The sequence below is a fragment of the Microcoleus sp. Pol12B5 genome (assembly GCF_036701335.1).
GTDB lineage: Bacteria > Cyanobacteriota > Cyanobacteriia > Cyanobacteriales > Microcoleaceae > Microcoleus.
Window position 1 is genome coordinate 1 of the sequence record NZ_JAUBQQ010000060.1, and the last position, 24404, is coordinate 24404.

The 24404-nt window shown below is 45.8% G+C and carries 19 protein-coding genes; 12 read left to right on the top strand and 7 right to left on the bottom strand.

What is annotated here, in order from left to right:
- The first annotated feature begins 98 nt into the window (after positions 1–98).
- Positions 99–596 carry a cupin domain-containing protein gene (locus QUA24_RS20855; RefSeq protein WP_333231776.1) on the top strand — a complete coding sequence of 166 codons (498 nt, stop codon included), beginning with the start codon at positions 99–101 and terminating at the stop codon, positions 594–596.
- Positions 597–1090: 494 nt separating this feature from the next.
- The gene (locus QUA24_RS20860; protein WP_333166918.1) at positions 1091–1462 is read left to right on the top strand and encodes a DUF4342 domain-containing protein; all 372 of its coding nucleotides are present in this window, start codon (positions 1091–1093) and stop codon (positions 1460–1462) included.
- A gap of 86 nt (positions 1463–1548) precedes the next feature.
- Here the strand turns inward: QUA24_RS20860 and QUA24_RS20865 are convergent, their stop codons facing one another.
- From QUA24_RS20865 to QUA24_RS20875, 3 genes are all read right to left on the bottom strand, one after another.
- Positions 1549–2880 carry a serine hydrolase gene (locus QUA24_RS20865; RefSeq protein WP_333231778.1) on the bottom strand — a complete coding sequence of 444 codons (1332 nt, stop codon included), beginning with the start codon at positions 2878–2880 and terminating at the stop codon, positions 1549–1551.
- Between the two features lie 292 nt (positions 2881–3172).
- Positions 3173–3505, bottom strand: a complete 333-nt coding sequence (locus QUA24_RS20870) for a hypothetical protein (RefSeq protein ID WP_333231780.1) — start codon at positions 3503–3505, stop codon at positions 3173–3175.
- Between the two features lie 40 nt (positions 3506–3545).
- Positions 3546–3719, bottom strand: a complete 174-nt coding sequence (locus tag QUA24_RS20875) for a hypothetical protein (protein ID WP_333040368.1) — start codon at positions 3717–3719, stop codon at positions 3546–3548.
- 276 nt (positions 3720–3995) lie between these two features.
- Here QUA24_RS20875 and QUA24_RS20880 point away from each other — a divergent pair, with 276 nt between their 5' ends.
- Together QUA24_RS20880 and QUA24_RS20885 are read left to right on the top strand one after the other, a co-directional pair.
- Complete coding sequence (locus QUA24_RS20880; protein WP_333231782.1) at positions 3996–5861, top strand: AAA-like domain-containing protein; 1866 nt, start codon at positions 3996–3998, stop codon at positions 5859–5861.
- Positions 5862–6132: 271 nt separating this feature from the next.
- A complete protein-coding gene (locus QUA24_RS20885) occupies positions 6133–6732 on the top strand; it encodes a Uma2 family endonuclease (RefSeq protein WP_333231784.1) in 600 nt (199 codons plus the stop codon).
- A gap of 13 nt (positions 6733–6745) precedes the next feature.
- On the opposite strand, the gene QUA24_RS20890 is transcribed toward QUA24_RS20885, so the two are convergent.
- A complete protein-coding gene (locus QUA24_RS20890) occupies positions 6746–7504 on the bottom strand; it encodes a 5-formyltetrahydrofolate cyclo-ligase (protein WP_333231786.1) in 759 nt (252 codons plus the stop codon).
- Between the two features lie 117 nt (positions 7505–7621).
- Between QUA24_RS20890 and QUA24_RS20895 the strand changes: the two genes are divergently transcribed.
- The gene (locus QUA24_RS20895) at positions 7622–10396 is read left to right on the top strand and encodes an AAA-like domain-containing protein (RefSeq protein WP_333231788.1); all 2775 of its coding nucleotides are present in this window, start codon (positions 7622–7624) and stop codon (positions 10394–10396) included.
- A 74-nt stretch (positions 10397–10470) separates the two neighbouring features.
- Here the strand turns inward: QUA24_RS20895 and QUA24_RS20900 are convergent, their stop codons facing one another.
- Positions 10471–10935, bottom strand: a complete 465-nt coding sequence (locus QUA24_RS20900) for a COP23 domain-containing protein (RefSeq protein ID WP_333213399.1) — start codon at positions 10933–10935, stop codon at positions 10471–10473.
- Positions 10936–11280: 345 nt separating this feature from the next.
- Here QUA24_RS20900 and QUA24_RS20905 point away from each other — a divergent pair, with 345 nt between their 5' ends.
- The 5 genes from QUA24_RS20905 (at position 11281) to QUA24_RS20925 (ending at position 19751) form a co-directional block, all read left to right on the top strand.
- The gene (locus QUA24_RS20905) at positions 11281–11778 is read left to right on the top strand and encodes an HNH endonuclease (RefSeq protein ID WP_333082663.1); all 498 of its coding nucleotides are present in this window, start codon (positions 11281–11283) and stop codon (positions 11776–11778) included.
- Positions 11779–12024: 246 nt separating this feature from the next.
- On the top strand, positions 12025–13299 hold the full coding sequence (locus QUA24_RS20910) for a bifunctional oligoribonuclease/PAP phosphatase NrnA (protein WP_333213398.1): 1275 nt from the start codon (positions 12025–12027) through the stop codon (positions 13297–13299).
- 869 nt (positions 13300–14168) lie between these two features.
- Entirely contained in the window at positions 14169–17810 is a 3642-nt protein-coding gene (locus tag QUA24_RS20915; protein ID WP_333231789.1) for a diguanylate cyclase domain-containing protein, read from the top strand.
- 67 nt (positions 17811–17877) lie between these two features.
- Complete coding sequence (gene sixA / locus QUA24_RS20920) at positions 17878–18372, top strand: phosphohistidine phosphatase SixA (protein ID WP_333213396.1); 495 nt, start codon at positions 17878–17880, stop codon at positions 18370–18372.
- 233 nt (positions 18373–18605) lie between these two features.
- Entirely contained in the window at positions 18606–19751 is a 1146-nt protein-coding gene (locus tag QUA24_RS20925) for a citrate synthase (RefSeq protein WP_333082657.1), read from the top strand.
- A 311-nt stretch (positions 19752–20062) separates the two neighbouring features.
- On the opposite strand, the gene QUA24_RS20930 is transcribed toward QUA24_RS20925, so the two are convergent.
- The gene (locus QUA24_RS20930; protein ID WP_333231791.1) at positions 20063–20557 is read right to left on the bottom strand and encodes a hypothetical protein; all 495 of its coding nucleotides are present in this window, start codon (positions 20555–20557) and stop codon (positions 20063–20065) included.
- 292 nt (positions 20558–20849) lie between these two features.
- Between QUA24_RS20930 and QUA24_RS20935 the strand changes: the two genes are divergently transcribed.
- A complete protein-coding gene (locus QUA24_RS20935) occupies positions 20850–21353 on the top strand; it encodes a hypothetical protein (RefSeq protein ID WP_333231793.1) in 504 nt (167 codons plus the stop codon).
- Positions 21354–21458: 105 nt separating this feature from the next.
- Positions 21459–21956: a tetratricopeptide repeat protein gene (locus QUA24_RS20940; protein WP_333231795.1), complete on the top strand. Its 498-nt coding sequence runs from the start codon at positions 21459–21461 to the stop codon at positions 21954–21956.
- 295 nt (positions 21957–22251) lie between these two features.
- Here QUA24_RS20940 and argZ read toward each other — a convergent pair whose 3' ends face one another.
- Positions 22252–24366 (bottom strand): bifunctional arginine dihydrolase/ornithine cyclodeaminase, encoded by a 2115-nt coding sequence (gene argZ, locus QUA24_RS20945; protein ID WP_333231797.1) that lies wholly within the window; start codon positions 24364–24366, stop codon positions 22252–22254.
- Positions 24367–24404 lie beyond the last annotated feature (38 nt).

Below are 24404 nucleotides of genomic sequence, written 5' to 3' on the forward strand. Positions count from 1 at the left end.
CTAATTAACTCATAATTTTGCCTGGAATATCATTCTACTATGTATTTGTGTAATTAATTCTGTCTAACTACTTAACACTTCGCTTTACCAATTAACAAATGGCAATTCATCAAAACGGACTTTTTGTTGAACCCGGTCAAGGTCGTTCTTACTACTTTGGTCAAGACCTCTATACCTTCAAAGCAATTGGTGAAGAAACAGGGGAAGCCTATGCGCTTTGTGAGGTAATTGTTGCACCTGGTGGCGGTACGCCGACCCATCGGCACTACCGAGAAAATGAATCATTTTATGTTCAAGACGGAGAGATTGAATTCCAGCTTGACGATCGTACTTTCGTTGCGGCGGCTGGAACCTTTCTTCATTCACCGAAAGGCCAGCTTCACCGATTTACCAATACCACCGCTACACCCGTTAAAATGCTGGTTTGGGTTACTCCTGCTGGCTTTGAGAAATTTATTGCCGAAGTTGGAAAGGCCGTCAATGGTGAGATTACCCTTGGAGCATCCTTGAGCCCTGAAGACCTTGACAAAATTCTTACTACTGCTCCCAAGTACGGTATCGAGATCGTACCTCCACCCTCTGAGGAGTGTGCCTAGATAGCAATCACTCTTGAAGTCATGGTAGAAATATTGGGACTAAAAATATTTTAAAGCAGTTTGTACGATTCTGAATTGTCTATTAATTCACTTTGTTCACCAGGATAAAAGCGATCATCTCAAATCTCGGTCAAGTCGTAAAGACAACTGATATCGTTTCCGGTTGCATCGGTATTTTTCAGATGTCCAAACTGTCATTTGTCCCAAAATCATAATTTTAGTCAACACTCAAAAATCATGAGGAGTGCAATCCGAATTGATATTACTTGACTTATATCTAGAGACGGGTTGTTTCAACAAACGCTTCTCTACCTTTCGGAAGAGATAAACGCGCCCTAAACTAACGCCACCAAAATAAGGTTTTGAGTAAGAAAGCAGGGGGGGAAAGTACGAATGCACATTGTAGGGTTTCCTTGCCTGTCATTCCCAAGTGCGATTGCCGAAGATAAGAGTATAGAAATTAAACGGCTGGTTTTCACCCGCCCTTACACAAAATGAACTCACAACTAGAACAACAAGTAACAATTCTACAAGACGAAACAGCAGCGGCCGGGAATTCAGCCAACCCAACAGTTGAAACTCATGTATTCGCCTCAGAATTTGCAACAGAGGAAAAAGTCAGAGTGGAAGAATTTAAGATTAGCGGCGACAGCCTAATTGGTAAAGTCAAAGAACTAATTCAGCAAGGAAAACTCCGCCGCCTCGTCATCAAGAACTCGCAAGGGCGGACTTTGGCAGACATTCCGCTGATGGCTGGATTGGTAGGCGGCGTTGCAGGATCAGTAGTATTTCCAATTGCTGCTGTACTTGCTACAGTGGGGGCAGTTGCGGCTCATTTGACTGTAGCAATCGAGCGCAAAGAATAGTCCTTAGTAATTAAAAATCTTCTCTTCAAGTCCGCGAAGGCGGACTTTGTTTGTTTAGTAGCGATTTCAATCGCCGAATTGTCTGATCAACGTAACTTCTCCGGTACACTCGCCGCAGGTTGGTCTAAATAATTGTACACAATCCGCGAAATCCGACGCACAAAATCTCTCACAATTGGGTCATTATAAGGACGTTTGACAAAGATTGCGGCCAAATAACGCTTGCCGTTGGGCATATCAATAATTCCTGCATCGCCAACCACAAAGCCGATATCTCCGGTTTTGTCGGCAATAACTGCTCCCGCCCCTAAACCCGAAGGCAAAAGCGTTCTAGTTGTTGTGTGCCGCAGTAATTCTAAAGCCTGTTCTCGACTCGATTCAGAAACTAATTTATCGCGAGACAGCATCGCCAGCAACTTTACCATATCCACAGAACTTGTTGTATTTGTTCCTTGAAAATCGCCGAGCCAATTGCGAATTCTGGTATCAGTTAATCCCCAACTGCGAAAACGCTCGTTGAGTTTAGCAATTCCCCCCAAACGTTCAATAATCATGTTGGTGGCTGTATTGTCGCTGATGGTAATCATTTTATCTACGGTTTCTCTGATGCTAAACCGAGTGCCATCTGGTTCGTCTTGCATAGTTCCAGAACCGCTGGCAACTAAGTCGGACTTCATAACTAATGTTTCGTCGAGGCTAACTTTGCCTGCGTCTACATCTTGATAAAAAGCAATCAGAATTGGTAATTTGATGGTACTCGCGGCCGGAAATACTCGATCGCCCTTGATATCCAAATAGTTTCCTGTATCTAAATCCAGAAAAAACATTCCGGCGCTGAGGGATCTATACTGTTCGATCGCACTTTCGATTTGAGGCTTGATGGCTGTCATTTCCGAGCCTGTTGACATCACCAAATCAGTGGAATAGTTTCTCTGATTTCCCGGCGAAACAGTGGGTCTAACTTGACCTGCTGCTTGTTCTATCCGGGTAATAGCTGTGGGGATAAAAGACTCATTTTCCGCTATTTGCTGGGGATTTGGCAACTGAAACGACCAGCGCGTGGCAGATTCTCTAATGACTCGGACTTGTTGCGGATCTAACTTATAACCGGGAGTTAATTCTATTACTAACCTGGTAGTTCCGGTGTCAAACTGCCCAACTCTAATTTGTTGAATAGCTGAGTTGTAACTTTGAGGGCTTTCGGGATATTCCAAGACTATTCCCGGTAGGTCAATTACTAAGCGGGTGGGATTGGCGATTAGTTTAACTTCCGGCTGAACTCCTGAATCTGTGGTTAAATTGAGTTGGTTTTCCCTGGGATCGAAGTGCCAAGATGTTAGTGTATCAGCTTTTGCGGGCAGGGCGATCGAGAAAAGGCTAAGGGCGGCCGGCAACAGCCATCGCAGTTTAGGAGTCATGTGTGAAGAGAAAGAGTTTAACGGCTGCAACGAGAAAGCGGCTGAAAAAATCTTATCAACCGCTTTCGAGACGAAGCACCTAGCATCATACAGTCAACTTTTGCCTGCAGCCGTAATTTTTTTTATTTTCTTTGAGAATAGTCGGTTTCCGGGACTGATCTCAAATCCGCTTCTATTACCTCTTTTTCTTCCAGTCTCGCCCAGGCGGACGAAAGTGTGTACAGTCGTGGACTCTCTTGGCAGAATTCTTGTTTTGTATGCACAAATTTTATTCACCTGAGATGAATTCAAGTTAGGCGACTTCCCGATTTCTAGCATCTTCAAGGGAGTCGATCGCGGCTTTGAGAAAAACTTTTCCTTTAGCAACAAATCGGCGATCGCTCAAAGGATCGTAAGCTTCCCAATTACCGCTAACTTCGCTATCGCGCCACAAAAACCAGCAGCGGTAGATTTCCCCGCTATCTATATCATCGCACAAAGCCAGCCAATCATCCCCCGTGAGAGCGCTAGCATCTAATGCTACCAATTCCATCCATGCAAGCGCAGTGCAGGCATCGATCGCCTCAGCATCAACCGAGTCAGATTTGGTAGCTATAGGTTGTGGCGAACACAGTGTAGACTTCATAATTTCTCCTTAATTAAATTAAATCAATCAATGAATTTGCCTATTTATGGAACTGACCCGGTACGCCAAGTGGAAAAACTGTGTTTTGATAAATTTCTGGTTCGTCAAATTTACCAGCAGCTGATGCTTCTGTTAAATTATTAAGTGTATTAATTGTGAAAATGGCGGCGGTTCCCAAAGCGGCCATTGCCAGCCTGTGTAAGATTTTGCTCATTTGGCTGCTCCTTTTTTGCTTGGTGTATCTACTCTAAAAAGTTAAGTGGTGATTAGTGGCGGAGATTGGGGAGTTAAGAAAAACTTTTTATCCTCAAATATATTCAACTGTTGAAGCCGTTATCAGGACAGAGTTTCAGGAGTCGATCGCCCAAAAACCCTCTCGCAGTAAAATTCCTTAAATTCCGGCTGGTTGATTATCTTCCTTAAAATCGCCCAAAATAGGAACTTAAGGCGTTAAAATTTCTAGATTCGTTCCCCTTTCACTGCAAGCGAAGTGCTCAAGTCAAAACGCGATCGCGGTCGCATTCTCACTGCCTCTGGCTTAAAGAAACTTAACGAGGCGCTCCAAGAATGGTCTGACCGACATAACATTAGAGGTACTCTGACGGAAATCGAGGCTGAATCTGGCGTCGGTGCCGATACAGTCAGCAAAATTAAGCAGGGTAGAGAAGGTGCGGATTTGAGTAAAATTCGCCAGTTGTTCGCGGCTTTTGAAATGACTCTGGCTGCTAGCGACCATCGATCGGCTAAGCTTGAGGAACCGGAAAATTTAGACGAGCTGGACAATTCGCCAGCGGGGGAAACAGCCAGCAGCAGCAGAATTGTTAAAGTATTTGTCAGTTATCGCAGCGCCGAACCCGATCGCGAGTTGGGAAAAGAGTTAGAAACGGCCTTAAGCGCGATCGGGCATACAGTTTTCACAGCAGAAAATAACATTAGATTAGGAGATAATTGGTTTGATCGCATTAATTCATTCCTCCAAGAATGCGATTATTTGCTGCTACTGTTGCCGCCAACGGGAAATCAAAGCGAACTGATAACATATCAAGTTCAGCAAGCAAAAGAACTGCAAGACTCCCGCCCTGACAAGAAACCAATAATTCTCCCCATCCGCGTCGATTTTCCGCTAAATGCGCCTCTAAATCACGACTTGCGGGGCTATCTGTACCGCATCAAACAGAGGGAATGGAAAACCACCGCCGACACTCCAATTATTATCGAAGAAGTCCTGAATTTACTAGCAGAAGAACCCACACCAGTTACCGAAGAAACGGACAATTTAACACAAAAACAGCTATTAGAAATTAGCAGCGACGAAATACCTCTACCCGCCGCTGAACCGGAATTACCGGGAGGACAAGTCGATGTCGCTTCTCAATTTTATGTAGAACGCCCGCCCATCGAAGAACGCTGTTATCAAACTATTGTGCAGCCCAGCGCCTTAATTAGAATCAAAGCACCAAGACAAATGGGCAAAACTTCATTGATGGCAAGAATTTTGCATCACGGAGCTCGTCAAGGCTATTGCACCGTGCCGCTAACTTTTCAGTTAGTAGATAAAGGCGTATTTGCCAACTTAGATAAATTCTTAAAATGGTTTTGCGCTTACGTCGGCCGCGAGTTGCACTTACCCAATCAATTAGACGATTATTGGGACGAGATTTTTGGCAGCAAGGTCAACTGCAAAGATTACTTTGAAAAATACATTTTGCCGCAAATCGACAGTCCTTTAATTTTAGGATTAGACGAGATCGATCGCGTTTTCCAATATCCCGACATTGCCGAAGACTTTTTAGGACTGCTGCGGGCGTGGCACGAAGAATCCAAGCGGCGAGAAATCTGGAAAAAACTGCGATTAATTGTAGTTCACTCCACCGAAGTTTACATCCCAATGAACATAAATCAATCGCCTTTCAACGTCGGACTGCCTGTAGATTTGCCCGAATTCAACTCTCAGCAAATACAAGATTTAGCAGAGCGCCATAATTTGAATTGGTCGGATGCAGAAGTTGAAAACTTAATGGAAATTGTCGGCGGTCATCCGTATTTAGTGCGAGTTGCATTATATCACATTTCGCGATCGGATTTGACACTCGATGAATTAAAAGAAACTGCGATCGCAGATGCGGGAATTTACAGCGACCATTTGCGCCGGCAGTTGTGGAATTTGGAAGAATATCCTGAGTTAGCGGAGGGGATGAGAGAGATTGTGGGGGCGGACTCTCCGGTGCAGTTAAAGGCTATGCAGGCGTTTAAATTAGACAGTTTGGGGTTGGTTAAGTTGCAGGGGAACGAGTGCGTGCCGAGGTGTGAACTGTACCGGCAATATTTTCGATCGCACTTAAGCGCGATCGTGTAAAATTTTGTGCGTAAGTGCGGCAAGTAATAATCAGGTGAATGATACCCATGAACGATATTTTTTTGATAACATCCGATAATTGGCTAGACTGGATCACCGTGTTTGGTTATCTAGCCTTTACAGCTTTCATTGCATGGCGCGTATTCACCACAAAGTAGATAGATTATGAAATCACCTTCTTCTTATTCTTTCTTACTTCGCGTTCTTTGCGCCTTCGCGGTTCGTTAAATAAACGATAAAATAAGACAACAATCAACTCGGCTATACAGTTATGTCGCCCGTCGAAAGCATTGCAGCAATTCCGAACGATTTGATTTTCCGCTTGAGCATCGAGCAGTATCATGCGATAATTCAAGCTGGCATTCTCACGGATGATGACTCTGTAGAATTGCTGGAAGGTTGGCTGGTTTTCAAAATGCCCAAAAATCCACCGCATCGAGTCACAACTCGTCTTGTCAGAACAGCTTTAGAGAATATTTTACCCCCTGGTTGGTATGTCGATTCTCAAGAACCGATCACGCTATCCAACAGCGAACCTGAAGCCGATCTAGTGATTGCCCGAGGAGATACGCGACAGTATCTCGATCGGCATCCGGGCGCTGAAGATATTGCCCTGATTATTGAAGTATCTGATACGACGGTTCAGCGCGATCGCACTGTTAAAAAACAGATTTATGCCCGCGCTGGGATTGCGATTTATTGGATTGTGAATCTTGTTGAAGGACTGGTTGAGGTGTACTCTCAACCTCTTGTGGAAGTTGAGCAGCCAAATTATAGTCAAAGGTTGGATTTCGGGCGATCGGCTGTTATACCGATTATTGTTGAAGGGATAGAAATTGGGGCGATCGCTGTAGATGCTCTTTTTCCTTGATTTTGATTGAAAGCTATTGGTTATTGGTTAATTGCTCTCTCAACTTTCGCAAAATTGGAATTTGTGCCAACTGTTCCGGCCGTATACTATCCCAGTTTAACCCAATTGGACGCGGATAACTTGTATTAGTTTCAATTACCTCCTGAGCAGTAACAATCCAATTCAGCGCCCAATCGTGAGCTTGCATTGGTAAACGCGAATCTGCGACTATTTGCAAAGGATGCACTGTTGTCACAATTGGCGTATCGATTTGTACTAACCCGAATTCCTGCAACATAGCCAATTCCAAATCGGCAAAACCTGCACCTTTCCCGGTTCTTCCCCCGTTGCGCGCCACCGCTACACAACCGACTATTACTAAATCGATCGGCTCCATTTCTGCAAAACTTACCAATTTTCCGTAACTCAGTGCTTTGCGGGCGATCGCACTTTCGGCAATAGATATATTTTGTTTCTGCAAATCCTCAGCAGTCAACTCAACAAAACAGCGATCGTCTGTCAATCGCGGTACTGCCATATACAGGCGTTTTCCATCTTGCAAAGCTTGCATCCGCACCGGAATTTGCGCGGAATCAGGATTGCACTTAATCGTTTTTGCTTGTTGCCATATTGGTAAATTTGCCAATCTTTCGGTCGCAAAATCAGCACCGACAAAGTTGGGAATATGACCAAATGGATCGCCAATAGATGCGGCTTGCTGCTTGAGCAAAGACCAAACTTCAGCTCTTAACTGGTCTTTGTCTTGGTGATATCCAGTCCAATCAGTTTTCATGCTGTATTGTGCTACAATTTATCATACAGAATTATGCTTTAATACTGCCTCAATTCTTCAGCCTGCGAAGGCGGACTTTGTTTGTGTAGTAGCGGTTTTAACCGCCGAATAACTTATATGAATTTTACTACAAAACCCAGTTACTATCAAGTCGGTGGCAGTCTCACCAATAACGCTCCCAATTATGTGAAGCGGCAAGCCGACGACGATTTATATAACGGATTGAAAGCCGGGGAATTTTGTTATGTTTTGAATTCCCGGCAAATGGGCAAATCTAGCTTGCAGGTGCGGACAATTCAGCGGCTGAGAAATGAAGGAATTGCTTGTGCTGCGATCGACATTTCGGAAATTGGCAACCGAGGCGTCACTCCCGAACAGTGGTATGCTGGTTTGCTACGCATACTTGAAAATAACTTTAACCTGTCGGATATTGTCAACGTGCGGACTTGGTGGCGCGATCGCAATTTTTTAACTCCGGTTCAAAGATTGAGCGAATTCATCGAAACCGTACTGCTACCCAACATTTCCAGCAATATTGTCATTTTTATTGACGAAATCGACAGCATTCTCGCCCTAGATTTTCCCGCCGACGATTTTTTAGCCTTAATTCGATCATGCTACAACAAGCGCGCCAACAATTCAGAGTTCGATCGCCTAACTTGGGCCCTTTTAGGCGTAGCATCGCCGACGGATTTGTGCCGCGAGCAAAATGCCACCAGCAATACCCCTTTTAATATTGGCAAGGCGATCGAATTAACTGGTTTTGACGAAACAGAAGCTCAACCGCTAGCAGCAGGGTTGGCAGACCTGACAGATAGCCCTCATGAAGTTTTGAGAGAGGTTTTGTATTGGACGGGCGGGCAGCCTTTTTTGACTCAAAAGCTGTGCAAACTTCTGCTGGAAAATCCACAATTAATCCCGAATTTACCCCCCCCAGCCACCGCTTGCCAAGAGGGGGAGAAAGATGCTGCCACCGCTTGCCAAGAGGGGGAGAGAGATAAAATTCACACTTCTCAAGAGTGGGTGGAGAAAGTAGTGCGCTTGAAAATCGTGGAGAATTGGGAAACTCAAGATGTGCCCGAACATTTGTCCACAATTCGCGATCGGCTTTTCAGAGAAAACCAACGGATTGTCAGGAGACTCGGATTGTATCAGCAAATATTAGAACAAGCTGAAATTGTCCCCGATGGTAGTGCCGAACAAATGGAATTACGATTAAGCGGATTAATCGTTAAGCGGGGGGAAAAATTAACAATTTCTAATCCTATTTATCAAGCTGTATTTAACCAAGAGTTAATCGAAGAGAAATTAGAAAAACTCTCGCCTTACTCCGAAGCCATCAAACTCTGGCTAAACTCTAGCTGTGAAGATAAATCTCAACTGTTGCGAGGAGATGATTTACAGTCAGCATTAGTTTGGGCTGCCGGAAAAAGTTTGAGAAACGAAGATTTTCAGTTTTTGACGGCTAGCCAGAAAGTTATTTTGAGCGACCAAAATCAACTGCTGCGTTCAGCTACATTAGAAACTAAAAAAGCTGTCTGTGATGCCGAAAAAGCTTTGAATGAAGCTGACTCTGCCAAACAAAAAGCCAAACAGTGGATCGGCATCGGTTCTGCGGTACTGGCAGCATCGTTACTGACAGCGATCGGCTTTTCAACTCTTGCTTACCAGCGGTTTAAACTAGCACAAGCAAGTATTGAAATTGAACAAAATGGCAGCGATGCTTTATTGTTAGCGGTATCTCAAAAAACCGAAAACACCGAAGCTTTATCAGAAGCTTTACTGAGGGCGATCGCCTCCGGCAAAAAATTAAAAACCTTGGTTGAAAACAAACATAAGCTAGAACAATACCCGGCAACAAGACCGCTGTTAGCCTTACAAATAATTCTTGATAAAATTAGCGAAGCACAGCAGATTAAAGCCTCATTAAGTCCGCAAAGAAAGATTAAGTGGTTAGCTCATAAAGGTGCAGTTACCAGCGTCACGTTTAGCCCAAATAGGAAAATCTTAGCAACCGCCGGAATAGACGATACAGTTAGGATGTGGAACTCTTCCGGGAAAAAAATTGCTGAATGGAAAGCTTTACAGCGGTCAGTTAATATGGTAAATTTTAGCCCAAACGGTAATTTTTTAGCGACAGCCGGAAGGGATAGCACTGTTAAAATATGGAATTTATCAGGTAAAAATATTTCTACTTTGAAAGGAATCCAAGGCTCTGTTACCAGCATCAGTTTTAGTCCCGAAGGAAAGTTATTAGCTGCGGCAGGGATAGACAGCTATGCTGCAATTTGGGATTTGTCTAAACTGCCACAATTAGTATCACCTAGCCAGAAACTCCCAGGTCACAACGGCTTAGTGAGAAGCGTAAATTTTAGCCCAAAGGGCGATTTCATAACGACTTTAGATGGCAAATCTACAGTGCGACTTTGGAATTTGTCTGGCAAGCTAAAAAAAACACTGCCTGTTCAGGCAATTGGGATCAGTTTCACTTCGGCTCAACACCAGTATCGCTTTGCTACAGTAACATTGAATGGCAAAGTTGGGCTGTGGAATCTCTCAGAAAAAGAATTAGTTAAGGAATTTCAAACCTTGCATTTTGATGCGAAATCAATTAGTTTTAGTCCCGACGGAGAACGGCTTGCTACAGTGGGAATTGACAAGACTGTACGGCTGTGGAATTTAGCGGGGCGGCAGGTTGCTCAATTTGAGTTCGAGGAGAATGTTGTTAGTGTCAGTTGGAGTCGAGACGGAAAGCAAATTGCTGTAGCTGGAAGCAACGGCACTGTATGGTTGAGGCAGGTTGAAGGGTTAGAAGAATTGCTGAAGCAAAGCTGCAATTTTTTCGCCACTCAACCGAAGTATTTTACCAGAGTTTCAACTATCTGCAAGTAGGGTGCATACATTACTTTAGCAAGTAGGGACACGGCAATGCCTTGTCCCTACCCGTAGCTAATAACTTATGACTATCAATTTACCTTAACAGGCGAAACACTTACATTAGGATTTGTGACTCTTCTTAAGAGTTCTTGTCGAGCTTGTTCTGGATTTTGACCTTTGGGTACTTGATATAATAATCTACAGGAACCGTCTTGAGGATTAGCTGCACAAATAATTAGTTGACCGGTGGGCGATGCACCTGCTGTGACAATATTCTCCCAAGTTCCTTGCGGTTGTGAGTTGTTGAGAATTCCCGATACTCTGGTGCACCGAGTAATCGCGTCTTCTCCTGATTCATTGAAATAGTTATCAGCTAGCCACAAAATAACGGGAATATTTTTGCCTTGTTGGACAGCAATTGTAGCTGGGCGACCGCCAGCAGCGCCACAGAAGAATGAAGGCGTTTGAGCAAAGGCTGGACTGTTTGCTAAAATCGGAGCAACAAGGGCAATAATTGACGCGCTAAAAGCTGACTTTAAGAGCCGAAATTTCATGAGCAGTAATAAGCTTTTTCATTTAAGGTTACTAATAGTCTAAAAAGTTAAACTGTTTGTTGCCGGGAAGATTAGGCATTTAGAGAAAAAAATAAAGTTTATTCTGCAAATTTTTGCGATCGCACACACTGGCCTCATCTAAGCCAAAACTCAGGGAAAAAAGCTCGCTGACAAACACCAAAGGCAGAAAACAGGTGCAGCCACAAGGGGCGCAAGCGCAAAGGTATAGGGTAAAGGAGTGGTTTTGCACCGTTTTTTGCGCTCCCCTCGCTCTTTCTGAGGTTGTCCCACCTAAAGGGGAACCTGTGTTAACATCGAAAAAAATATTCTCTTTAATAATCAACAATGGGCAATGTTCTGGTGCTGAACGCCTCCTACGAACCCCTTAACATCACCAATTGGCGAAGGGCGGTAGTTTTGTTGCTGAAAGGAAAAGCAGAACAGGTAGAGCATAACGGGAAATTTATTGCGCCAAACTTCCCGCTACCAACTGTGATCCGACTGCGGCATTACGTCCGAGTTCCCTATAAGGATATTCCGCTGACCCGCCGGAACATCTTGCACCGGGACGCACACTCTTGTCAATACTGTAGTTATGCGGGGGACGATTTAACCCTCGATCATGTAATTCCCCGATCGCGCGGAGGAGGCGACAGTTGGGAAAACCTCGTCACCGCTTGTGTCCGCTGCAATGTCAATAAAGGCAGCCGCACGCCAAAAGAAGCGGGAATGTCGCTGCGCTATCCACCTAGGAAACCTCACAGCGGTCTTTATTTTGAAGTGACTAAACACGTTAAGAGCGGTATGCACAAAGAATGGCAAAAATATGTAATTGGTCTTTAAAACCCCTGTCAGCGCAAGCGCGGGGGTTTTTTGCGGAAGTTCTGAGTCCTGAGATTGCTTCGTTCCTGGGAACGCACACTCTCTACATGAGTTAAAAAGTTAAACAGTTAAAGAGAGAATTTACGCACTTAAATCGGGTTTCTAGTAAGAAGTATGGGCTTTGACAACAAGGCATCTACAAAGAAACCGGGTTTAAGATAGAATGTCGCGCAAATCCTGAAATAGTTAAATTGTTAATTTTTAACGATGAAAGACCATCCCCCTAACAATTCCGATGAAACATCCGGCAAGCGCGAAGGTGAACTTGAGACCAGCAGCGAGGTTGTACCCGGAGTGAGTGGGCCTGGGAAACGGCGCAGCAAAGCCGAAGTTGCTTCCGAAGAGAATCGCGGCCGTCTCCGCGAGGAATTGCACGATCGCAAAGTCGAGCAATTGCGCCAAATGTTTGATCGGCACAAAGGCACTCGCCAGTTAATCTTGCTGCAAGATTTTCCCGATCCCGACGCACTTTCCAGCGCTTGGACTTACAAATTAATCGCCGAACAATACGATATCCAATGCGAGATTATCTACGCCGGCGCCCTCAGCCACCAAGAAAATATTGCCTTAGTTAAATTGACAGGGTTGCCGTTGCAGCGCTGGACGGTGGAAACACTAAAAACTAAGGATTTGTCGGTGTTTCAGGGCTGCGCTTTCATTGACAACCAAGGGACGACTTGTAACTTAACCGGGTATATTTTAGCGGCTGGAGTTCCGATCGCCGCCGTCATCGATCATCACAATTTGCAGGGGGAAATGAACGCAGAATTTATCGATTTGCGCCCTCAAATCCGCGCTACAGCCACGATTTTTGCCGAGTATTTACAGTCGGGAATGTTAGCTCTCGACGCCAGCGTCAGTCTGCACATCAAGTGTGCTACAGCTTTGATGCACGGTTTGCGATCGGATACGATCGCCCTCAGACAAGCTCAGGAGGAGGACTTTTTAGCTGCGGCTTATTTGAGCAGGTTTTACGACCCGCAGTTGCTGAATGCCGTGTTACAGTCGTCTCGTTCTAAGTGGGTGATGGACGCGATCGAGCGATCGCTCAAACACCGCACCGTCCAGAACAATTTTTCGATCGCCGGCATCGGCTACCTCCGCTATGACGATCGGGATTCTATTCCCCAAGCGGCGGACTTTTTAGTAACAGAAGAGAACGTACACACAGCAGTTGTCTACGCAATTGTTCACGACAAAGACGAAGAAATTGAAGTAGTAATTGGCTCCCTGCGAACTAATAAACTTACTCTCGACCCCGACGAATTTATTAAAGAAGCCTTCGGTCAAGATGCTCAAGGACGCTTTTTTGGCGGCGGCAGAAGTCAAGCTGGAGGTTTTGAAATTCCGGTGGGATTTCTTTCCGGCGGGAATGAGAAGAGCGATTATGCAAGGCTGAAATGGGAAGTATTTGATGCTCAGATTAAGCAAAAATTGCTGAATTTAATTAGTCCTAAAGACAATCCTGTTTACGATCATTAACTCTGGAGTTTTTAGGTGCGGTATTAATTCCAGCAACCGCCTGGGAATGCGATCACTTTTTGACCTCCGCTTGCTACCAGGTGTTGCCGTGTTTTTTTCTCAGTCCGGGCAAAATCTTAACTTGATAATCAGTCTTGCCCGCACTCTAACTCTCATCAACCGGCTTTTTTAAGTTTTATTGAGGGTTTGAACTCACGCCTAGTGCGCTTCTGCCATCAACAAGCTTTCCGGCCTGTTCCACAACAACTGTATTTTCTTGTGGGTAGTAGGGGTTGGGCAGGAAAATCCGCCCATAAAAAGTTTATTAAAAATCCTGCAAGATGTCACTTTTAACGAAGTAAGGAGGTTAAAAAACCCGGTTGACTTCTCCAGGACTAACACTAATAAATTTTATCCCCATTTCCCCAAAATACACACCAAAGAAACTGGGTATTTTAACTATTGTCAAGGGAGGCAACGAAGTATTTTGCTCAAAAAAACCAGGTGGCGGAGCAAATTTAGTTTTATCTATTTTACTAAATCCATAATAATTCTTGATTTTTAACAATTATACAAGGTTGATTTTTTGACATTTTAGTATTTTTTCGCTAAATCAATCATAATTTGTTATAGTTGGTGCAGGAAACTTTCGATAATAATTAGTAAAAAAACGCTTGAAAAGAATCAAAATAGATGCCAAACAACCTAAACCATTGGCTAAATGATATGAAAAAAGTAATTGTAGCAGTCAAAAAAGTTTTGCTTGTCACATAAAGATGTTTTTTTTCTAAGCCCAGGCAGCAATTCCTAGAATTTCAAACAAATTATTATATTTATTTGCCGCGGGTTAGGATAGTAGAAAATAGCTAAAAAAAACAAGGAACACGGAGATGTCTACAAAACAGACTTTCTCTTGGTCGTTAGAGAAAAGCATAGAAAAAGTTTCAGAAATTGCACTTAAAATCAACGAGTTCGTGGCTCTGGAGACAATTTTGCAATGTGCGCTAGAAGAAACCAGGGTGCTGCTGCAAACCGATCGTGTAATTATTTATCGCTTCCTATCGCATAGAGATGGCGTAGTATTTGCAGAATCGGTTGATGCCCAGTGGCCGCCAACCCTAGGAAAACAGATTTATGATCCTTGCTTTGAAGCCACCTGGGTAGATCGTTACAGCCAGGGACAAACGAGCAGCATTTCTGATATTCACGCTGGTGATTTTCAAGCTTGTGATGTCGAATTGCTCGATCGCATCCAAGTTCAGGCAAATTTAGTTGCGCCAATCTTGCTAGATGGCCACCAACAGCAATCTCCGAAGCTTTGGGGACTGTTGATTGCTCATCAATGCCGAAGTCCGCGTCAGTGGGAACCTCTCGACGTTGAGATCATGCAACAGGTTGCAATGCACATCGGGTTGAGGATGTGGCACTTGGAATCTCACCGCCCGGTGATCGGGCCAAATCAACCGCCGGAACTCGAAACAGAACCAAATCAAACTGATCCCACTACAGAAAGCGCGCCAAGAGTCAATCATCAAAATTGTCTACAACCAGAGTTGGCCTGTTCCCTGAGCGGGGAAATTGTCCACCTCAAAGCCTTTGACTTGTTGCAAAACCCGATCTGGATATTTGATATTGAGCATTGGCAAATCCGGTGGGCCAACCAAGCTTCCTTGTACCTGTGGAATGCTTCGACGCGGCAGCAACTCGCGAGCCACAACTTTAGGCATATGTTGTCAGAGTGTACTCGGATTCGCTTGCAGGGCTATCTGGAGCAGTTTGAGCAAGGCCAAACCTTGTCTGAGCAGTGGACGTTTTACCCGGCCGGTGAGCCTGTTTCTGTCGGCTGTCGGTGCTCTGGCATCAGGATTGATAGCGGGCGTTTGGCAATCCTGGTCGAGGGTAAGGTCGAAACCGCTCTTCAAATCGAACCGGAAACCCTGCGATCGATCGAGGCAATCCGACACACCACGCTGATGGTTTCGCTCTACACCCTCGAAGGTGTGCCGCTGCTGCAAAACCCGGCGGCCTTGGGCTGTTACGGGGAGGCGCTGCACCGTGGCTCTGCGACAGATAATGCTTTTGTGAGTCGCTTTGTTGACTCTCAGGTAGGAGAGCGAGCAATGGCAGTTCTTAAGTCTGGTGAAGTATTTAGCACGGAGGCTCAAGTGATTACTCTGGCGGGGATTCGCTGGCATGGGATGGACGTGCGGTGTACCAACGACCCGGTAACAGGCAACCCGATGTTGCTCGTGAACGAAAAAGACATTACCGACCGCCAGCAAGTAGAAACAGCCCTGCAAAAGAGTGAAACCCGGTTGTCAGAAGCCCAGCGGGTTGCCCACATCGGTAGCTGGGAATGGGACGTGAGTACGGGTAAAATTACCTGGTCTCCCGAACTATTCGAGATTTTGGGACGATCTAGGGCCCTAGGCGAACCTACTTATGAAGAAAACTTGCGGCTTTACCATCCCGAAAGTGCCAAACAGCTACACCGGGTAGTTCAACGAGCGCTCACTCACGGAGAGCCTTATCTATTGCGCCTTAGAATCGTGAGTCGGAATGGTTCTATCCGCCATACCGAAGCCAGAGGACAGGTTCAACTCAATGCAGAGGGAAAAGTCATTCGGTTGTTTGGTACATCCCAAGACATTACGGATATTGTCCAGGCGGAAACAGAACTCAGAGAAATGAGTACAGCTCTTGCTAATGCTGTGGAAGGCATCTCGCGACTGGATGTTTTCGGACGCTACCTCACCGTTAATCAAGCCTACGCCAATATAGCGGGTTATCAGCCTGAAGAAATGGTTGGTATCAATTGGCAGAAAACAGTTCATCCCGACGACTGCTACAAGATGATGACGGCTTATCAAAAAATGCTAGCCGAGGGCCGAGTGGAAGTTGAGGCCCGGGGTATCAGGAAAGATGGTTCGATTTTTTACAAGCAGGTGGTGATGTTGGCAGCCTACGACTCGCAGGAGCGATCGATCGGGCATCACTGCTTTATGAAGGATATCACCGATCGCAAGCAAGCAGAAGCAGCATTACAGCAAGAGTTCGGGCGTCTGGCTGTGGTGATTGCCACCCAACAGGAAATCGCCATCCGCAATCCTAACCTGGATGCAGTGATGGCGGTGATTAACGATCGAACTCAAAAATTGATCGGTGCCGATGGGGCCGTGATTGAAATCTTGGAAGGGGATGAGTTGGTTTATCGGGCAGCCAGCGGTATCGCCAGCACCTATGTTGGATTACGGATGAAAGTAGGGACAAGTTTATCGGGAAAATGTATTGCGACCGGCCAAATTATGCTTTGTGATGATTCACAAACCGATTCACGGGTGGAGCAGTCTGTCTGTCAGCGCATTGGTATCCGGTCACTGGTGGTTGTTCCCTTGTTCTATCAGGACGATCGGGTTGGCGTCTTAAAAGTTGTTTCCGCTAGACCCTGTGCCTTTACAGAGTCAGATATTCATACCTTACAACTGATGGCGGGGTTTTTGGCGGGTAGCCTGCATCTGGCTTCAGAGTTTGATGCTAAAAACATTCTCCTGAGTCAATTACAGGAGAGCGAGGAACGGTATCGTTCTGTGATTAGAAGCATGACTGAAGGCGTCGTACTTCAGCTAGCAGACGGACAAATTACTACCTGTAATGCTAGTGCCGGAAGGATTCTCGGACTGACCCCCGAACAACTTATGGGGCGTACATCCATAGATTTAGACTGGCGAACCGTTCAGGAAGATGGCTCTCCTTTCCCCTGCCAACAGCATCCGGCAATGATTACCCTACGGACGGGAAAACCCGTATCAAATGTGGTGATGGGCATTCACAAATCGGATAAAACGCTGACTTGGATTTCGATTAATTCGCAACCGCTGTTCCAAATGAATCAGTCTCAACCCTATGCAGTAGTAACGACTTTTGCTGATATTACAGAACGCAAGCGGGCCGAGGAGATGCTCAGACACCGGGCGGAACAAGAAAGATTAATTGCTACGACAGATGGGTTAACACAAGTAGCAAACCGCCGCTGTTTTGATGAGCGATTGCAGTCGGAATGGCACCGACTGATACAGGGGAAACAACTGCTTTCGTTGATTATGTTGGATGTAGATTATTTCAAGCGATATAACGATTGCTACGGACATCAAGCTGGGGATATTTGTTTAGTAAAAGTGGCTTCATCGGCTGCACAAGCGGTTAAACGTTCATCGGATCTGTTGGCACGTTACGGGGGCGAAGAATTCGCGGCTATCCTACCGAATACGGATGCGGATGGCGCGATCGCTGTTGCTGAGTCGATCCGAGAGGCAATCCGAGATTTGGGAATCCCTCACGAGCAATCTGATGTGAGCGCGATCGTGACCGTTAGCATGGGAATTGCAACTGTGATTCCCACTGCGGAAATATCACCGGATGAACTCGTTGCCCTCGCCGATCGAGCATTATATGATGCGAAACGACAAGGGCGCGATCGCTACACAAGCGCCAACCAGATGACAGCGCCAGATTTCAATACAGTTGTAGAATAGGCAAAAGGTAGGTATATCCTAGACAGCTCCTAGAAAAACGGGACCCAATGCCTGGAAGTATTGAGATATGGTTATTTATCTAATCCGGCACGGTATCGCCGCCGCACCCGAAGAATATGATACAGACTCAGAACGCCCCCTGACTAAAGAGGGCGATCGTAAAACCCGGAAAATTGCCCAACGCCTGTACGAACTCGAAATTCAGTTTGACCTAATTCTCACCAGTCCCCTACTGCGGGCGCAGCAAACCGCCCAAATCCTGCAAACAGTCGGTTTGAGTTCCCAAATAGAAGAATCCGCCACCCTCGCCCCTTCAGGAGACATCGGGAACTGGCTGGAGTGGTACAAACAGTGGCAGGAAATAGGTAGCCACAGCTTGGCCCTGGTTGGCCACCAACCAGACTTAGGCAACTGGGCAGAAACTTTGCTTTGGGGTCGATCGCAAGACGCCCTGATTCTCAAAAAAGCAGGTATCATCGGCTTAATCCTCCCCGAAACAGGCTCCCCAGTGGGCCGCAGCCAAATGTTTTGGCTAACGGCGCCCAAGTTTTTGCTCCCCTAGAAACACCGAACCGCCCCGACATTAACAGGACGCGCCAGCCCTCTTAAAACCGCATTCTCGGACGGCGAAACCGGAGAAAAGGGGCGACAATACGCAGCGGTGCGATCGGGCTGTCTCTTGAAAAACCTGGTTTCTGAACCCCAATTAAATGATTATTTGTCAAGACTGTGACACTATCTTCGTTTCTGGTAATGTACTTTTAGTAGATTGAACTCACACAAAACGGTATCGCAATGGTCGTCGGCGAATTCAAACCAGGTTTAGAAGGTGTTCCCGCCACCTTGTCCAGCATTAGCTACGTCGATGGACAAAAAGGGTTGCTGGAATATCGCGGGATTAGCATCGAGGAACTGGCACTCAAAAGCTCCTTTCTCGAAACTTCATATTTATTAATCTGGGGGGTACTTCCGACAAAGGAAGAACTAGAAGCTTTCGAGCATGAAATTCGCTATCACCGCCGGATCAAATATCGCATCCGGGACATGATGAAATGCTTTCCAGAAAGAGGACATCCCATGGACGCCCTGCAAGCTTCAGCGGCCGCCTTGGGCTTGTTCTACTCTCGCAGAGCCCTGGCTAACCCAGCATACATTCGAGAAGCTGTAGTGCGACTGCTAGCTAAGATTCCCACAATGGTAGCAGCGTTCCAGCAAATGCGACGGGGAAATGACCCGGTGCGGCCGAGGGATGACTTGGACTACTCGGCTAACTTTCTTTATATGCTCAACGAGCAAGAACCCGATCCACTGTTAGCTAGCATTTTTGACACTTGTCTGACTCTCCATGCTGAACATACAATTAATGCCTCTACATTTTCGGCAATGGTAACAGCTTCGACGCTGACAGACCCTTACGGGGTTATTGCTTCAGCAGTTGGCACTTTGGCGGGGCCGCTGCACGGGGGAGCTAATGAAGAAGTGATTGATATGTTGGAGCAAATTGGTTCGGTAGAAAACGTGCGGCCTTTTGTCGAGAAGTGCGTTGCAAATAAGGACAAAATCATGGGTTTCGGTCACCGAGTTTACAAGGTGAAAGATCCGAGAGCAACTATTCTCCAAGGGTTAGCAGAACAGTTATTTGAGAACTTCGGTCACGACGATTATTACGACATTGCTGTCGAGTTGGAAGAAGTGGTTGAGGAGAAATTGGGTCACAAAGGAATTTATGCAAATGTAGATTTCTATTCGGGTCTAGTTTACCGAAAAATGGGAATTCCGATCGACTTATTTACACCGGTTTTTGCGATCGCCCGCGTTGCTGGCTGGTTGGCCCACTGGAAGGAACAGCTAGAGGCAAACCGCATTTACCGCCCGACTCAAATATATACGGGCACTCACGGTGAGCCTTATATTGCGATCGAGGACAGACTGCCATCCTAAAGCTAAATTATCAACCCAGATATGTAAATGGCGAGAATAATTGTTTTGCTTTCATGAAGTGTGGAATTAAAAATTGCTTTCGCCTTCCGAGTCAGGAAGCAATCTCTATCTGCCAAAAACTGCCGTGCTGGGTTGCACCCCTCTTGTATGTTGTGGTGTTTGTTGGCGACAATAGTAAGAAGTGACGATTTTCAGGAACTCCGGTCCTCAGACTTGCGGGTCTGAGGCTTTTTATTGGAATATCAATATCAACCACTCCAGTAACGCGCTACATGACTGGGCCTGTAAGCGGGGCGAGGCGCACCGTACTTTTAGTCCTCCGAATCTACCTGCTTAACTTCCTCCAAAGTTAGCCCCAGCAACTCTGCTATTTGCTCGTCTTTTAATCCGAATTGGCGTAACTTACCAACCATTTCAATCTTGGCTTGATACTGGTCTCGCTGAAAGTCAGGAGTCGCAGGCAGGCTTTTATTTGGGGTAGAAGTGGGGCGATCGGAGCAAATATTGATATAACCCATAATATTGTTATCCCCAAAACTAATATTGAGATTTCCTTTCCGTTCTAAGACCGATTTAAGATTGTGTTTATCAACGGGTTCATCAAACACATCTGATAACATTTGCAAAAGCTCGTAACCTCTATCCTTAACGTGACCTTCCGAAAGACGATAACTATCGGCAATCTCAGCATACTTTTGCCTATTCAGAGTTCCCTCGATAATTCCACGCTGTAAATCATTGAGGCGTTTACCTGTCTTATCGTAGACAACTTGATCTACAAATTCGAGTACCTCGCGAATATCCATTATCAAGGTTGTGAGAAATTTCGATTATTATATCCGACTTTAACCGTCTCGATCCGTCTTTTTCCGACTTATAACTGAAAGGTTAGAAAGATCCGTCTTTTCCCGCTTTTCAGCTTAGGGGCGATCGCTATAGTATGTGGAGGAGTGATAAAGATGAGCTTGACATAAAGCGGTAGCTGTAAGCAAAAGGCTATTCGAGAGAATTCTCAAAGCGCTGACGCTGATCGGTTCTAAGAAAAAAGCTGTAGGCTGAGCACTCAATACACTAGAAAAGCTCAAGGAACCAAGTGTTATGGCCAGACTTAAACTTCTGCGTGTGGCGACTTCCCTTTCTGCTGTCGTAATTCCGTTTTTGCCTTTGGGTTACAGCGGTGCGATCGCCCAAGAGTATCCAGGCTGTTTCTGGACAGATCCCAAAACGGGCAACCACATATCCCTTGAGCCAGTATGTGAGAGAGGACGGATAGACGAGGCTATAAAGGCAATAGAACGAAATCAGAACCCCTTGATTGCTAACTTAAGATTATCCTCAGACTTAAAAAAAGGAATAGAAAATTGGGCTCTCATTGAAGGTAAAATCACGAACCGCAGCAGTAGGCCCATCAAGATTGGTATCCCAAAGATTCTGATCGGTAAAGGCAATACAAATCTCTACACGCATCTGGTGATAATTAATCAAACGTTACAGCCTGGTCAATCAGTTGCTATCAACGAATCCATTCTTAAAAGATCGTTAGGAGTAAGTTTTATGAGTGGACTGGAAGTTAAAATTGAGGATTGGGACTCTAGCGACTAATAGCAACTAAAATCTATCCTCTTTATTTCATGACTCGCCCGAAAGGAAAGGAGCAGAAGCTTAAAAAGGCGCTCAATATACTTGCCTACACCAATAAATTTAATCATGAATTTTCTATACCAAGCTATCACCATCGTGGCAATTCCCCTCACAATAGGTATAATCCCTAATGCTGCGTCTAGCCATGCTCCCGTAGTTATTATATCTCAAGCGAGCTCCACAGACTTCTATACAAGGGGTGACGATTTTTTTAATAACAAAGACTATAAAGGAGCAATTGAAGCCTACACCCAAGCTATTAAACTCAATCCTAATTTTGCTGAAGCACACCAAAGCCGATGTTTGTCACGACTTCTGATCGGGGACTATCCTGCTGCACTTGGAGACTGCAATAATGCCATCCGCATTCGACCGAATGATGCTGATGCTTACCGCATTCGGGGTACTGTTCGTCTTAACTTAAAAGATATTAGAGCAACAGTTGCCGACTGGCAAACAGCAGCGAACCTGTATAATGCTCAAGGAGATAGAGAAAACTTTGAATACATGATGAATCGCCTCAAAAACGTTCAGCAAGAACTTCAGCGGATACAGCAGCGATGACTGCTAATTTTAAGCAGTGAATAAAATAGAACGATCAACGCTAGTTAGTATTTCAAAGTTCCGGTTACTACTTGTGATTTTGCCCTCAAGATTTATAAAGATTTCCGAAGGTGGGAATTACCAGCCATTGGTGTCAACTATTAGGCTAAAACCACCTCTAAATTAGGTTTGTAGCCTAGTCTCAATCCCCCTAAATCCCTTAAAAAGGGGGACGAAAGAGTGCTTCCAGTCCCCCCCTTATTAAGGGGGGCTAGGGGGGATCTCCGGGTTTCAAAACACACCCTACTCGCTAAATCTAAACAGATTGAGCTACATGATGGCGGCTAGTCAATTTATCCAATTGATTAACCAACAAACTCAGGAACAATCCCACATCGGTAACAACTCCAATAGACTCGATCGAACCCCGATCGCTCAATTTCGTCACCACCGCCGGATTAATGTCCACACAGACCATCTTCACACCCGCCGGGGTCATATTTCCCACACCAATTGAGTGCAGCATAGACGACAGCATTAACACCATATCTGCACCGCGTAACAGCTCAGTATATTCTTCTTGAGCCTTAACTAAATCCATTTGCGTGTCAGGAAGCGGGCCGTCATCGCGGATCGAACCAGCCAGAGAAAACGGTATATTGTTCTTCACGCACTCGTACATCACACCGTTAGTAACCAGGCCTGCTTCAACAGCTTTTGCAATACTCCCGTAACGCCGCACAGTGTTAATTATTTTCAAGTGGTGCCGGTGTCCGCCCCGCACAGCAACACCGCGTTTCATGTCAACCCCTAAAGAGGTTCCCATATTCGATTGTTCCATGTCGTGAACTGCGATCGCATTTCCGCCCAACAACGCTTGTACGTAACCTTCGCGAATCAAATGCGCTAAATGTTCGCCACCGCCAGTGTGGATGACAACAGGCCCCGCAGTAACTACAACTTTGCCACCCCGATCGCGAATTTGGCGCAATTCCCACGCTACTTGTTCCACTACCAATTCTACGCGGCGTTCGCTAGAAACGCTGCCCGACATAAAGCTGAATTCTTGAGAATTGCGCTGTTCCCGCGATTCTGTTTTGCGGATGGTGCGGATGCCGACAACATCAACAACAACTTTTTCTCCTACTTTTAAGTCGCGCAGTAATTTACATTTAGCCACTGGGCCATCAGCAGTTTCAGTAATAGCAACAGCACCATCCATACGCTGATTTTGCGCTTTCACCCACTGACCATTTACCCGCACTTCTGTGGGATAAATCGTACTCACATAAAAGTCGTCCGGACCGACGCCATCTTGCACTACCGGTTCTAAAATAGCGTCGCAAATCTCTTGTGGTGGCGGCACTGCACCCAAGTCAATCAGCATTCCCATCATTTCTTCCATCACATCGTGGGAAGGAGCCGAAACTTTAACGTCGGCAGATGATGTACTTTGCCGCTGCTCTCCCAGATTGAAATTGAGCACTTGGAAACTGCCACCGAGATCGACAATTAAGTCCAAAGCACGACTAATTAAACCAGCATCCAGCAAGTGACCTTCCATGCGAATTGTGCGGCTTTCTACCATCACGTTTGCAGATCGATCTTCTTGCACCGGTTCCGTTACCCGCAGCGTCAAACACTTACAGGCGCCGCCCGCTTTCAGAAATTCGGTCATCGGCGTTTCAATTACTTGAAAACCAGCATTAGTAATGCGCGTTTTCAAGGCTTCGCTAACCTTGTTCATTACCACAACTTTGTCAATATTGACGGCATTGCAGGCAAAATTTGCGGCATCGGCTTCTTCAATGGCAATGCGTTTTTCCGGCGCAACTCGCATTTCGATTAAGCGGTTGGAATACGAGTCAAATGCTGCTGGATAGTAGAGTAAATAGCCGCCTGTCAAGGGACAAAAGCAGGTGTCTAGGTGATAGAAACGTTCGTCCACTAAACGCAGCGAAAGCACTTCAATGTTGAGCCATTTTGCTAGTAACGGGTGCGAGTCGAGTTCGGAACGGAAGCCGTATCCGGCCCACAACCAGCGTCCTTCGCGATCGAGCAAAGCATCGCCAGCGCCCTCAAACGGCAAGTCTTTCGGGAGTTCGTGCACGGTGAAACCTTTGCTTTCAAACCATGCTTTGAAATAGGGTTCTTCGCCTTGGCGTTCTTTGTGATAGAAACGGCTGAGGACGAAGGTATTGCCTAAAAGTAAGCCTGCGTTGGCTGTGAAAACCATATCCGGCCAGCCTTTTGCCGGCGGTACGAGGTCTACAACGGCGTTGTCTTTGAGGACGCGGTAGAGTTTTTCCCACTGTTCGACGGCGCGATCGCGCGATGATTTGTGGACATTTCCCTCCATCCACGGATTAATCACGTAATCCACATCGTAGTGGTCGGGAGCACACATGAGGAAGCGAATTGAGTCAGTCATAATTCAGTTAAAATGTGGTAGACGCTACAGCAGACGTA

Coding starts and splice junctions, on each gene's coding strand:
- QUA24_RS20855 (WP_333231776.1), top strand. CDS start 99: ATGGCAATTCATCAAAACGGACTTTTTGTTGAACCCGGTCAAGGTCGT.
- QUA24_RS20860 (WP_333166918.1), top strand. CDS start 1,091: ATGAACTCACAACTAGAACAACAAGTAACAATTCTACAAGACGAAACA.
- QUA24_RS20865 (WP_333231778.1), bottom strand. CDS start 2,880: ATGACTCCTAAACTGCGATGGCTGTTGCCGGCCGCCCTTAGCCTTTTC.
- QUA24_RS20870 (WP_333231780.1), bottom strand. CDS start 3,505: ATGAAGTCTACACTGTGTTCGCCACAACCTATAGCTACCAAATCTGAC.
- QUA24_RS20875 (WP_333040368.1), bottom strand. CDS start 3,719: ATGAGCAAAATCTTACACAGGCTGGCAATGGCCGCTTTGGGAACCGCC.
- QUA24_RS20885 (WP_333231784.1), top strand. CDS start 6,133: ATGTCGCCCGTCGAAAGCATTGCAGCAATTCCGAACGATTTGATTTTC.
- QUA24_RS20890 (WP_333231786.1), bottom strand. CDS start 7,504: ATGAAAACTGATTGGACTGGATATCACCAAGACAAAGACCAGTTAAGA.
- QUA24_RS20895 (WP_333231788.1), top strand. CDS start 7,622: ATGAATTTTACTACAAAACCCAGTTACTATCAAGTCGGTGGCAGTCTC.
- QUA24_RS20900 (WP_333213399.1), bottom strand. CDS start 10,935: ATGAAATTTCGGCTCTTAAAGTCAGCTTTTAGCGCGTCAATTATTGCC.
- QUA24_RS20905 (WP_333082663.1), top strand. CDS start 11,281: ATGGGCAATGTTCTGGTGCTGAACGCCTCCTACGAACCCCTTAACATC.
- QUA24_RS20910 (WP_333213398.1), top strand. CDS start 12,025: ATGAAAGACCATCCCCCTAACAATTCCGATGAAACATCCGGCAAGCGC.
- QUA24_RS20915 (WP_333231789.1), top strand. CDS start 14,169: ATGTCTACAAAACAGACTTTCTCTTGGTCGTTAGAGAAAAGCATAGAA.
- sixA (WP_333213396.1), top strand. CDS start 17,878: ATGGTTATTTATCTAATCCGGCACGGTATCGCCGCCGCACCCGAAGAA.
- QUA24_RS20925 (WP_333082657.1), top strand. CDS start 18,606: ATGGTCGTCGGCGAATTCAAACCAGGTTTAGAAGGTGTTCCCGCCACC.
- QUA24_RS20930 (WP_333231791.1), bottom strand. CDS start 20,557: ATGGATATTCGCGAGGTACTCGAATTTGTAGATCAAGTTGTCTACGAT.
- QUA24_RS20935 (WP_333231793.1), top strand. CDS start 20,850: ATGGCCAGACTTAAACTTCTGCGTGTGGCGACTTCCCTTTCTGCTGTC.
- QUA24_RS20940 (WP_333231795.1), top strand. CDS start 21,459: ATGAATTTTCTATACCAAGCTATCACCATCGTGGCAATTCCCCTCACA.
- argZ (WP_333231797.1), bottom strand. CDS start 24,366: ATGACTGACTCAATTCGCTTCCTCATGTGTGCTCCCGACCACTACGAT.